Source organism: Variovorax sp. LG9.2, assembly GCF_035018885.1.
Classification (GTDB): Bacteria; Pseudomonadota; Gammaproteobacteria; order Burkholderiales; family Burkholderiaceae_C; genus Variovorax.
Map to the genome: position 1 here is coordinate 1 of NZ_JASJXB010000055.1, position 11,966 is coordinate 11,966.

General features: G+C 63.0%; 9 protein-coding genes and 3 pseudogenes. 8 read left to right on the forward strand and 4 right to left on the reverse strand.

The genetic code is table 11. From position 1 onward, the window contains the following. Positions 1–204, reverse strand: a pseudogene (locus QN413_RS26070) (IS6 family transposase); the annotation flags it as partial. A gap of 60 nt (positions 205–264) precedes the next feature. Between QN413_RS26070 and QN413_RS26075 the strand changes: the two are divergent. The 6 genes and pseudogenes from QN413_RS26075 to QN413_RS26100 form a co-directional block, all read left to right on the forward strand. Further along, a pseudogene (locus tag QN413_RS26075) lies at positions 265–558 on the forward strand (copper-transporting ATPase); the annotation flags it as partial. A 134-nt stretch (positions 559–692) separates the two neighbouring features. Continuing rightward, complete coding sequence (locus tag QN413_RS26080) at positions 693–1,718, forward strand: amino acid ABC transporter substrate-binding protein (protein WP_323499497.1); 1,026 nt, start codon at positions 693–695, stop codon at positions 1,716–1,718. A gap of 49 nt (positions 1,719–1,767) precedes the next feature. Further along, positions 1,768–2,958, forward strand: a complete 1,191-nt coding sequence (locus QN413_RS26085; protein WP_323499498.1) for an ABC transporter permease subunit — start codon at positions 1,768–1,770, stop codon at positions 2,956–2,958. Position 2,959: 1 nt separating this feature from the next. Further along, entirely contained in the window at positions 2,960–4,090 is a 1,131-nt protein-coding gene (locus tag QN413_RS26090) for an amino acid ABC transporter permease (RefSeq protein ID WP_323499499.1), read from the forward strand. A gap of 16 nt (positions 4,091–4,106) precedes the next feature. After that, on the forward strand, positions 4,107–4,874 hold the full coding sequence (locus tag QN413_RS26095) for an amino acid ABC transporter ATP-binding protein (protein WP_323499500.1): 768 nt from the start codon (positions 4,107–4,109) through the stop codon (positions 4,872–4,874). A 43-nt stretch (positions 4,875–4,917) separates the two neighbouring features. Next, positions 4,918–5,898 (forward strand): amidohydrolase family protein, encoded by a 981-nt coding sequence (locus QN413_RS26100; RefSeq protein ID WP_323499501.1) that lies wholly within the window; start codon positions 4,918–4,920, stop codon positions 5,896–5,898. Positions 5,899–6,117: 219 nt separating this feature from the next. Here the strand turns inward: QN413_RS26100 and QN413_RS26105 are convergent, their stop codons facing one another. From QN413_RS26105 to QN413_RS26115, 3 genes are all read right to left on the reverse strand, one after another. Beyond that, positions 6,118–7,464, reverse strand: a complete 1,347-nt coding sequence (locus QN413_RS26105) for a sulfatase (RefSeq protein WP_323499502.1) — start codon at positions 7,462–7,464, stop codon at positions 6,118–6,120. A gap of 552 nt (positions 7,465–8,016) precedes the next feature. After that, a complete protein-coding gene (locus QN413_RS26110; RefSeq protein ID WP_323499503.1) occupies positions 8,017–9,672 on the reverse strand; it encodes an FAD-dependent monooxygenase in 1,656 nt (551 codons plus the stop codon). Between the two features lie 8 nt (positions 9,673–9,680). Then, positions 9,681–10,673: a Bug family tripartite tricarboxylate transporter substrate binding protein gene (locus QN413_RS26115; RefSeq protein ID WP_416352251.1), complete on the reverse strand. Its 993-nt coding sequence runs from the start codon at positions 10,671–10,673 to the stop codon at positions 9,681–9,683. A 66-nt stretch (positions 10,674–10,739) separates the two neighbouring features. Between QN413_RS26115 and QN413_RS26120 the strand changes: the two genes are divergently transcribed. Together QN413_RS26120 and QN413_RS26125 are read left to right on the forward strand one after the other, a co-directional pair. Beyond that, entirely contained in the window at positions 10,740–11,669 is a 930-nt protein-coding gene (locus QN413_RS26120; RefSeq protein WP_323499504.1) for a LysR family transcriptional regulator, read from the forward strand. Between the two features lie 102 nt (positions 11,670–11,771). Then, a pseudogene (locus tag QN413_RS26125) lies at positions 11,772–11,966 on the forward strand (IS6 family transposase); the annotation flags it as partial.

Sequence of the window (11,966 nt, forward strand, 5' to 3'; positions counted from 1 at the left end):
GGCGGCCAGCACGGGCAGGATTTTGATCGCCCAGCGGTGAACGGTGGCGTGATCAACGACGACTCCGCGTTCGGCCATGATCTCCTCAATGTGGCGCAAGCTCAGCGGGTAAGCCGCGTACCAGCGCACACAGGTCAGCATGACTTCCAGCGGATAGTGCGCCCGCTTGATTACCTTGCGCAACGCCTTGATCATCGCCTTCATCCTGTTGTCAGTCTCGCCTCAGCTTAGCTGCGCCGGCTTACTGCAACAGAACCGTTCGAGATGGCCACGCAAAGCTGGATCGAATTCGCACTTAGCATGCCGATCGTGCTGTGGGCCGGCTGGCCGATCTTCGTGCGCGCGGTGCAGTCCGTCGTCAACCGCAGTCCCAACATGTGGACGCTGATCGGCCTCGGCACTTAGGCCGCCTTCGTCTACAGCGTCGTAGCCACAGTGGCACCGGGCGTGTTTCCAGCGGCCTTCGTGTCGATGGGCCGCGTCGCCGTCTACTTCGAAGCGGCGGCCGTCATCATCTCGCTGACCCTGCTCGGCCAGATCCTCGAACTCAAGGCGCGCTGGCCTTGGCAAGATGCAAAAGAACGGTGCTGATACACTGCCGCCGCCACGCAAGAGCAGCTTTCAAATTCAGGTTTGATCAAGCTAGCCGAGAGGTTTTTTCCATTCTTGCAAGACGAGACGGAGACAAAATAATGAGCGCTCAACGATCCCATTCGGGCCGATACCTTTTTGTGGGGTTGGCGTTCGCAGCGCTGGGCGGAGCCGCGCGGGCCGATGTCTTGGACGACGTCAAGGCGCACGGCGTGGTCAAGTGCGGCGTGACCCTCGCCGCGCCCGGGTTCTCGGCTGAGGACAACACCGGCAAGCGTCAGGGCTTCGACATCGACATGTGCAAAGCCATCGCCGCTGCAGCGCTCGGTGACGCCAGCAAGGTCCAACTCGTTCCCATGGACCTCAAGACTGCCTTCGCCGGCCTCCCCACCGGTGCGGTCGACGTACTGACGCACCGCTTCACCTGGACGCAGAGCCGCGACGTCAGCGGAATGAAGTTCGCCAAGGTCATGTTCTTTGATGGGCAGGGCTTCGCGGTAACTATCAAGTCAAAAGCCAGCAAGCTCGCCGATCTCAACAACGCGACGATTTGTACTGCCCAGGGCAGCACCTCGGAGTTGATCGTGGCCGACTACTTCCGCGCCCACAATCTCAAGTACAAGATCGTCACTTTCGCTTCGCAGGAGCAGGCTTGGGATGCCTTCGTGGGCAAGCGGTGCGACGCCGCCATCAACGATCGTTCTGGACTGGCAGCCCGGCTGGCGGCGCTGCCCAATCGCGAGGAGTTCAAGGTCCTGGCCGAGACCGTGTCCAACGAGCCCATAGGCCCGATTGTCGCGCAAGGCCAGCCGCGCTGGGAAGCTGTGGTGCGCTTCACGCTCAACGCACTGGTGGCTGCCGAAGAACAGGGCATCACCCAGGCCAACGTTGACGCGCAGCGCAGCGCGCAGAGTCCCGATGCGCAACGGCTGCTCGGCGCAACCGGCGACTTCGGCAGCAAGATGGGACTGGCCAACGATTGGGCCTATCAGGCGATCAAGGCAGTGGGCAACTATGGCGAGATCTGGGACCGCAACGTCGGGCCAAAGACGCCGCTACGGCTCGATCGGGGACGCAATGCGCTGGTCGCCAACGGCGGCCTGATGATGTCGATTCCCGTCCGCTGACCGACCGCAACTTGGCCGCCGAAGCGGTGACAGCAGCCTTGAATTGCGCATGACGGCACGCCCGCATGCGAAGTCGCCTCGCGCGCTGCCTGGCGCTTTTGGTCGCGCGTTCTCAATGGAGCGCCTGCCGGGCCTCGTCGGCCAGATGGTGCTGCTGGTCGCTATCGCTTGGCTGGCCTGGCACGGCATCGCCAACTTCATCGGTAACGCGCGCGCACTCGGCGTATCGATAGGGTTCGGCTTCCTGCGCAACGAGGCCGGTTTCGAGATCGCGCAATCGATGATTTCCTTCGGTCCGGCATCGAGCTACAGGGACGCGATCGTCGTGGCCACGCTCAACTCGCTGCTGGTGGTCGTGCTTGCGAGCGGGCTCGGGACGCTGGTTGCGCTGTGCGTGGCCTTTGGTCGCCTGAGCACGCACCCGCTGATCCGCGGCGCCTCGTCTCTCTACGTCGAGGTGTTTCGCAACATCCCGATGCTGCTGCAGATCTTCTTTTGGTATTTCTCTGCATTGGCGCTGTTGCCCGGCGTCGCAGACAGTTACGAACTCGGCGCGGTCTTGCTGAATAACCGCGGGCTGTTCCTGCCACGCCTGCTGCTGACGTCGACGGCCTTGTGGGCGCTGATGGCTGCGCTGTTAGCGTTCGTTCTTCTGTCCATCGCGCTGGTGCGGGCGGTCCGGCTGCGCTTCGGCCCACTCGTTCTGGTGTTCTTCAGCGCAGTGATGTTGGCGCTGTGCCTCGCGCCGCTGATCGTCATACACGTCCAGTTCGGCCTCGATCGCCCTACCGTCGAGGGCTTCAACGTCGGTGGCGGCTTCGCGCTGCTTCCCGAGCTCATCGCATTGACGCTCGGCCTGTCGATCTACAACAGCGCCTTCCTTGCCGAGATCTTCCGCGCCGGCATCCTGTCGGTGCCGCGCGGCCAAACCGAGGCTGCCGCCACCGTAGGCCTGACCGGCGTGCGCGCGGCGTTCCTGGTCACGCTGCCGCAAGCCATGCGGCTGGCCCTGCCACCCGCAGCGGGCCAGTACCAGACTCTGGCCAAGGCTTCTTCGCTGGCCGCGGCGATCGGCTACCCGGACATCATGCAAATCGTCGGCGGCACCGTGCTGAGCCAGACCGGCCAGGCGCTTGAGGCGATGGCGCTGGTCGTGCTCCTGTACGCGGCCATCAACCTGGTGATCGCGCTCGCGGTGAATCTCGTGAATCGCCGCCTGTTTCGGGCCGGGCGGCGGTGACATGAGCGAAGCGCCGCTCCCCGCAGCAACACCGATGGCCCGGTTCATGCCCACGACGCTGATCGAGGCGCGCATCGCGCCCGTGCCGGGCATGTCGGCATTCACCCGATGGCGGCACGCCTGGTTCTCGAGCCGCGCGATGGGTGTGCTGCTGCTGCTCGTGCTCGCCGGCACTCTCCCGCTGGGTTGGCGCTTCTTTCAGTGGGCCGTGCTCGACGCGCACTGGATTGGCACCTCGAGCCAGGCCTGCACCGACACTCAAGGCGCCTGCTGGGCCTTTGTCATCGCACGCTGGAAGCCGTGGCTGGTCGGCGATTTTCCGTCGGACCAACTGTGGCGCGCCGCCACCTGCTTCGTGGTGTTCGTGCTGTTCTGGATGTGGGTCGTGAGGCGCTCGCGCGAGGCCGATCCGCGGCACGTGCTGCTCGGTTTCGTGCTGATGCCGCTGGCGTTCTTCCTGCTGCTGATCGGCGGCGGCCTGCTGCCGTTCGTGCCGCCGACCCGATGGGGCGGATTGCTGTTGACGCTGGTAGCCACTCTTGCCACCTTCGCCACCGCGCTGCCGCTCGGGCTGGCGCTGGCATTGGGCCGGCGCTCGCGTTTGCCGGTGCTGCGCTGGCTCTGCACGGGCCTTGTCGAGGGCATGCGTTCGGTGCCACTGCTTGTGGTGTTGTTCATCGCAGCCACTCTGCTGCCGATGTTCTTGCCCAAAGGCTGGAACGTAGACCTGTTCACGCGCGCGCTGGTAGCCTTTGCATTGTTCAACGCGGCAATGGCCGCCGAGGTGTTTCGCGGCGGTTTGCAATTGATAGGCCGAGGCCAGCTCGAGGCCGCCACCACCGTGGGACTTGGCCGCTTCGCGACACTGGCCCTCGTCGTGCTGCCCCAAGCCGTTCGTGCCGTGGTGCCCGCGCTCGTGAACATCATGATTGCGGTGATCAAAGAGACCACACTGCTCTCGGTGATCGGCCTCAACGACTTCCTAGGCGCCGTGGAGAACGGCGCCAAATCGCCCGACTGGTCTGGCGATTCGAACATCCTGACGTCGGGCCACGTCTTCCTAGCGCTGGCCTACTTCGGGGTTTGCTTTGGCCTCTCGCACTACAGCCGCCGGCTAGAAGTCACAGGCTGATCCTATAGAGCCCGCAATGACCAACACACCCGATGAAAAAGCCGTGATGGTGCGCATGGACGGCATCAACAAGTGGTACGACGAATACCATGCGCTGAGAGATATCGACCTGCAGGTGACGGCCGGCGACCGCATCGTGATCTGCGGACCTTCGGGCTCGGGCAAGTCCACGCTGGTGCGCACCGTGAATCTGCTCGAAGCGTTTCAGGAAGGCAGCCTGCATGTCTGCGGCGTCGATGTCGGCGTCGATGCAATCACGCATGCGGCCCGGCTCACGCTGAACCGGCGCGTCGGCATGGTGTTCCAGCAGTTCAACCTGTTCCCCCACATGACCGCGCTGCAGAACCTCACCGTTGGACCGGTCTGGGGTCATGGCGTGAGCCGGCGCGAGGCCAACGACCGCGCGTTGCACTACCTCGAACGGGTCGGCCTTCTGGGCCATGCTCACAAGCATCCGGCCCAGCTCTCGGGCGGCCAGCAGCAGCGCGTCGCGATCGCGCGCACGCTGTGCACCCAGCCTCAGGTCGTGCTGTTCGACGAGCCCACAGCCTCGCTGGATCCCGAGATGGTCAACGAAGTCCTGCAGACCATGGAGGTACTGGCCGGCGAGGGCATGACCATGATGATCGTCACGCACGAAATGGGCTTCGCGCGCCGCGTCGCCGACCGCGTGATCTTCATGGACCAAGGGCAGATCATCGAGACAGCGGCGCCCGAGGAGTTCTTCGAGCGGCCGCAAAGCGCGCGCCTCAAAACCTTCTTAGGCCAGGTGCTGCCGCACTAACACTGCTTCCGTTCCCCATTACCCACAACAGGAGACCCTCGCCATGACCGTGATCGACGTCCATACCCACATGTTCACCACGAAGTGGCTCGAACTTCTGAAGACCGAGGGCGGCATGTACAACATAAAGACCCGCCCCGACGGCCAGAAGGAGATTTTTCGGGGTGACACGCCGGTCGTGCTGCCGCAGCTCGGCCACTTCGACTACGACCTGCGCATCAAGCACATGGACGCCGCTGGCATCGACATTTCGATCGTCTCGCTAACCTGCCCCAATGTGTACTGGGGCAACGAAGACGTGAGCTGCCGCGCCGCCCGCGAGTCGAACGACAACATGGCGCAGGCTCAGACGACCTACCCCGATCGCATCCGCTGGTTCACCTCGCTGCCCTGGGAGTATCCGCAGCGCGCGCTCGAAGAGCTCGAGCGCACTTGTGCCAACGGCGCCGCGGGGGTGATGGTGCTTGCCAACATCGCCGGACGCAGCCTCACCGATCCGCTGTTCGCGCCCATCTGGGCCGAGATCGATCGGCGCGGCCTGCCGGTGCTGGTGCATCCGACCGATCCGCCGGGCGTCGACCTGATGGACATGACCAAGTTCGACCTCAGTTGGTCGGTCGGCTTCATGTTCGACACCACGTTGGCCTTCGCGCGGATGATTTTCGAAGGCTTCTTCGATCGCTATCCGAACCTGAAGATGATCGCGTCGCATGGCGGCGGCACCCTGCCCTACCTCGTTGGGCGCTTCGAGAAGGGCGACGAGGTCGAACTCGCGGTCCGGCGACAGATGAAGCGCAAGCCGACAGACTACCTTCGCCACATCTACTACGACTGCATCACCTATGACGCGGGTGCGCTGCGCTATCTCATTTCGGTGGTCGGTGCCGACCACGTGATGTTCGGCACCGACTGGCCGCATTGGGTGCACGACACCAAAGGCTCATTCGCCAACACCGCGGCACTGCCGCAAGACCAATGCGACGCGCTGCGGTCAGGCAACGCGCGGCGCGTGTTCGGCTTGTAGAGAAGAGTCGCGAGCGCGGCAGGCACTCTGGCTGTGATGCTTTCAGGCCAGCGGTCTCTCGCCTGAGTGGAAACGACCCAATGGAAGTTTGCGACTGGCGAGGTGCCGATCAGCAAAGTGCATGCCGCCGCTGCCTAAGCCGCACAAAGCAGTCCATTGCCAAGCACTGTTTCGTGGACAGCCCCGGGATCATGTCGACATACGCCTGCGCAACCGTCGTTAGAAAGTGGCTTGAGGCAAGTCTTCCGACGTGAAGACCAGCGACACACGTGCGTCTTCGGGCAAGGGCGGCAGCGTGGCGTCCCATGCGGTCCATGCCGCGCGCAGTTCAGCCAGGCGCGCAGGCTCGCGATCACGCAGGTTGGCGCGCTCGCGGGCGTCATCTGCGAGGTTGAACAAGTACTCGATGCCGTCCATCTGCAGGTACTTCCAGTCGCCACGAATCAGTGCGCGCTGGCCGCGATGGGTCATGCGCCAGCAGAGGTCGCGATCGACAGGGCCTTCGGCGCGGTTCGTTTGTTCCGCGACGCCATCGAACACCGGCAACAGGCTGTGGCCATCGAGCGGGTAGTCGGCATGCGGCGCCACGCCGGCGGCGTCGAGCATCGTCGCCGTCCAGTCCATCGTGAGATTGGGTGTGTGGGAAACGGTTCCGGCCGCGATGCGCGCCGGCCAGCGGGCTACCAACGGTACGCGAATGCCGCCTTCGAGCAGGTCCATCTTCTGGCCGACAAAAGGCCAGTTATTCGAGAAGCGCTCGCCGCCGTTGTCGCTGGTGAAGACGATCAACGTGTTGTCCGTCATGCCGCGGGCTTCGAGCGCTTCCAGGACCCAGCCGATGCCTTCGTCCATGTGATGGATCATGCGTTGGTAGGTCGCGAGCGAGCCGCCGTCGGTGTGCTTGCCAAAGCCGCCAATGCGCTCGGATTCCGCACGGTCGTCGCGTGTGAGCCAGGGCCAGTGTGGTGCGCTGTAGTGCAGGCTCAGCAAGAAGGGCTGGTCCGACGGTTGTTGCGCGATGAACTGCACAGCGCGGCGGCTCAGCAAGTCGGTGAGGTAGCCGTCTTCCTCGATCGGCGTTTCGTTTTCCCAGAGGTCGGGTACACCGCGCGGATCGCAGTGTGCGAAGTAGTCGGCGCCGCCCGAATGAAAGCCGTAGTAGTGCTGGTAGCCCGACATGCGCGGGCCGAAGTGCGGCGGATAGCCCAGGTGCCATTTGCCGACCAGCGCCGTGGCATAGCCGGCATCGCGCAGCAACGAGGGCAGCGTCGGGTGCGACGGCGAAACACCAAGCACTTTGTCGCCACGCGCGTTACCGGCGAGCGGCTCCTCAGCCGCGCCGCGCAGCCGGTATTGCCAGCGGCCCGTGATGAGCGCGAAGCGCGTCGGCGAACACACGGCCGAGTTGGAATATCCGCGCGTGAAGCGCATGCCTTCACACGCGAGGCGGTCGAGATTGGGCGACACGTCGACGGGTTGGCTGGCCGCATTGCGCGCACCGGTACAGCCCAAGTCGGCGTAACCGAGGTCATCGGCCAGGATGAAGATGAGGTTGGGCTTTGTCATCGCCTTGATCGCATTGAAAGCATCTCTCTAAATAGCCTGATTGCACGGATGGGCGTTGGCAGACCAAGCGTCGCATCTGCACCGGACTCAAATCCTGCATGTTGCCATGGCGCAAAGACGCCACGGCTTAAGCAAGTCCCTATCTTTTTACGCCGCACCCTGCTTCTTACCCCACGGCGCGGTGTTGTCCTTGAGGTTGTCTGTCACGCGTTCGCGGCGTCCTGCATGGTCTCGAGATTGGAGGTTGTCGACGCGCTAGCAGGCGCGGGAAAAGACCAATGTTGATCCAACGATCAAGTAACCCACCAAGCGAATTTCTCAAGGTGGGCAAATGTCGACTACCGATTAGGAGAAATGCAGCGTTATCCATGCGCACGTTAGGTGGCCGAGGTTGACCTCTTTCAAGTTATTCGGGCCAATGCCATCAGGCTGCACCTCTTGTGCGTTCTTTACCCGCGATATCGCCTGGCTTGTGCAGCCCCCCAACCCGACTGAGCTCCGTATCAGAGCACTTCAATTGTTCAAACGAAATGATGCGAGGTCCGAGGCAGGCTATCCTTTTGCGACGGACAGGATGTGCAGAGCCTGTCCCTCCTGATGGGCGATGTCTTCACCCGCCCAACACACAAATTGGTCTGGGCGGACCAGGATAAGACGTGCCCGATAGCGTTCAACTTCGCCCGTGCAGGCATCCTGCACTACTGCAAGGGGAACTTCCAACGTGGCCGCAGCGTCGACGAATTCACGGATGGCATCCTCTCTGGCGCCAAAGGCGAACAAGGTATAACCAACCTCGAGCGCTTCATAGGCGTTAAGTCCCGACGGCAGCGATGCAGGGGCAAGGTGGTGGCCTGGACGGGCTTCGAAGCGGTGCGAGCCTACAGCGCTACAAACCAGATCCGACTGCGCAGGCTGTGACACCACCGGCGAGCCCTCGTAATTCGGCTCGAAAGAATGCACTTCGCCAACCGCGCCCTTGGCGCGCGCCCGCCAGGCACTTTCGAACGCTGACTCGTCTCGAGCAGGATCGTGGGCATCAAGGAACTCGCGGTCAGACTCGATCGACTTGGCAATGAAGTCGCGCATGGTCGAGGCGAACACGGGCCGGCGCTCGGCATCGTACGAATCGAGCAGGGTGGGTCCACCCCAGCCCTGCAGCGTGGCCGCCAGCTTCCAGCCCAAGTTGCGTGCGTCCTCCAGTCCAGTATTCACACCGTACCCGCCATAGGGCGGATGACTGTGTGCCGCATCTCCGGCGACGAAGACGCGCCCTTCGCGGTACGCGTCCGCAATCATGAAGCGCAGATCCCAGAAGCCGATGTGCTCGAATTCGATGTCGAAGGGTGCACCCACCGCCTCTTGCAGGTAGCTGTGGAAATCGAAGTTGTCTTTGGTCGTTCCCGGTGGCACCGGCGCGTGAAAGAACCATGTGGAGCCCAGATCGACCCGACCAAAGAACTTCCAGTAGCCCTGCAGTTCCGGTTGAAGGACGTTGTAGTAGGACTTGCCTGGGTACCGTTCCAGCAGCCGGTGCAGCTCGTGCGAGCGGAACACGAGCAGCACCATCATGCGGTCGTGGTCCGTCCGTGTTTGGGTGATGCCCGATTGCTCGCGAACGGGTGAGCGGCTGCCGTCGCAGCCGACCGCGTAGGCCGCTTGCACCACGCGCTGCACGCCGCTGTGGCGCTCCCGGACGGTAACCGAGACGCCGTCATCGTTTTGCGAGACGGTTGGCGCTTCGGCCTCTGGTTCAGCTTGGACCTCCCAGCCATAGAGCGTCGTCACGGACGGCAATTCGGCGACGCGCTGGCGCAGCACCGCTTCGGTCGCGTACTGGGGGAGGCGCTCATTCGTGGTGTAGTAGTACGGCTTGACCAGTTCGCGCTGCAGCCAGTCGTAAGTGTGAGGTCCGAGCAGCGTGCCATAGGCGGTCAAGCCACCGATGCCGTATTCGGGGGGGATGGTGCGCGCCGCGCGTAACTGCTTTTCGGCACCCCAGAAATGGAAGTGCTCCATCGTGCGTTGCGTAAGGTTCTGTCCCTTCGGGATCGGCTGCGGTTGCGGGTAGCGTTCGACAATGACGGTTCGCACACCTCGCTGGCCCAACTCGATGGCCAACCCCATGCCGACTGGACCACCGCCGACGATGACCACTTCCGTCTGTTCGACCTCGCCGGGCGCCGGCGCATCCATCTTGTTCGTTGTCATCGGGTTCGTCATTCCGCCGTGATGCCCTGGGCCTTGATCAGGTCAGCCCAGCGCTTGGAATCTGCTGCCATGAGACGGCCGAATTCTTCGGGCGTGCTGTGCGCCGGCGTCATGCCTTGTGCCTCGAACGCTTTCGCCACATCGGCCTGCGCGAGGACCGTGCCAAGCGCCTTGTTCAACCGGTCGACCACGGGGCGCGGTGTGCCGGCAGGGGCCAGCACGCCATACCACATGTCGACGTTCAGGTTGCCGACATTGAGGGTCTGCAGGGAGGGCACGTCCGGCAGCAGCGCATTGGGTTTGTCGGAACTGATGCCCAGGGCTTTCAGCTTGCCCGCCTTGACATGCTGAAGCGCCACATGGATGGGAAGGAACATGACATCGATCTGTCCGCCCAGCAGGTCCGTCAGGGCCGGTGCTGTGCCGCGGTAACTGATGTGCGTGAGAGAAACTTTAGCGCGGTTCTTCAACAACTCCATCGCGAGGTGGTGCGGGGTGCCCGTGCCCGGTGAGCCGTAGTTGAGCTTGCCCGGCTTGTCTTTGGCGGTCTTCAGCAAAACCTGCAACGAGCCGATGCCGGATTGCGTACTCGCCACCAGGATGAGCTGGCCCCAGCTTGTCAGAGTGACAGGCGCCAGGTCCGTCAGCGGATTGAAGGGCAGCTTGGGATAGAGCGCCGAGTTCATCACCAGCGTATTCACGCTGACCAGCAGCGTGCTGCCGTCCGGCGCGGCGCGCACCGCTTCCTGCGTGCCGATGTTGCCGGCCGCGCCCGGCCGGTTGTCGACGAAGTACGGGCGCTTGAGCTGCGCGGTGAGTCCAGGGCCGACCTGCCGGGCGATCAGGTCGATGCCGGTGCCGGGTGTGAATGGAACGATCAAGCGCAGGGGTGCGTCCGTGGCGCCTTGGGCCCAGCCGAAGGGTGCTGCCATCACGCCCAGACTTCCCAACAGGATGCTGCGCCGCGAGTTCAGGCGTGCCGCTGTCATGGATTCCTTCATTTTTTTGTCTCCGATGTCTGTGAGTCGACAATTAGAGCGACTCGCTCCCATTGAATCAAACGGAACATGCTGATGAATTCGTCAAGAAAGCTGTTGAATCTGAGTACTCGGCAGCTGCTTGCCTTCCTTGAAATCAGCCGGTTGCAGAGCTTTGCCCGGGCTGCGGAACAGATTCATCTCTCGCCCTCCGGCATGAGCATGCTCGTGAAGGAACTGGAAGACCAGGTCGGTGCGCGCCTTTTTCACCGGACCACCCGCGCGGTCACGTTAACGGAAGCAGGCCAACGGCTGGAGCCGGTGGCCCAGCGCATCGTGCAGGAGTTGCGAGGGCTGGAGTCGGTGATCGAGGGCACCCAGGATGCGGTGCGCCAGCAGCTGCGGATCGCGGCCACGCCGATGGTTTCGGCCAGTCTCCTGCCATCGGTCATCCGCGACTTCGCCCGTGTTCATCCGCAGGTGCGGGTAAGCATCGCAGACCTCGATGTCAGTCAGGTGCGGCGAAGCGTGCTGGAGGATGAGGCGGACATCGGGTTCGGCTTCTTCGTCAAGCCGGCGGTGGGTCTTGTACGACAGCCCCTTTGCAAGTTCCGGCTGATGAGCATCAGCCCACCCGCTGGCGATAGGCAGGGCCTTCAGTCGAGCCAGCCATGGAACAAACTGGCAACGGTGCAATTGGTGAGCTTGCCGTTCGACAATCCGATCCAGGCGGTCATCGAAAAGCACCTGGCTGGCATCGGTCGTTCCTCAGGGGAGCGACTTCGTTTCAACCTAATCGGCACCATCATTGCGATGGTGCGGGCAGGTCACGGGCAAGCGGTGATTCCTTCCTTTGCGTTAGAGGAGTGCTTGCGCCAGGGGCTGGTAGTGAACATGTTGCGCGAACCGGTGGCGCATCTCGAGCTGTACCTGGTGTCGCGTCGAGGCAAGAAGCCCGGTGCGACGTCCCTGGCTTTCGCGGAAGCCATCCGGAAGGCGGCAGCCCAGTTGGCGGGTTGAACAAGATTTCCGATTTCAGCACGCCTCGATCGCTTGGCAGGGTTCTGTCGCAGTAAGCCGCTGCAGCTAAGCTGAGGCGAGACTGACAACAGGATGAGAGCGATGATCAAGGCGTTGCGCAAGGTAATCAAGCGGGCGCACTATCCGCTGGAAATCATGCTGACCTGTGTGCGCTGGTGCGCGGCTTACCCACTGAGCTTGCGCCACATTGAGGAGATCATGGCCGAACGCGGAGTCGTCGTTGATCAAGCCACCGTGCACCGTTGGGCGATCAAAATCCTGCCCGTGCTGGCCGCT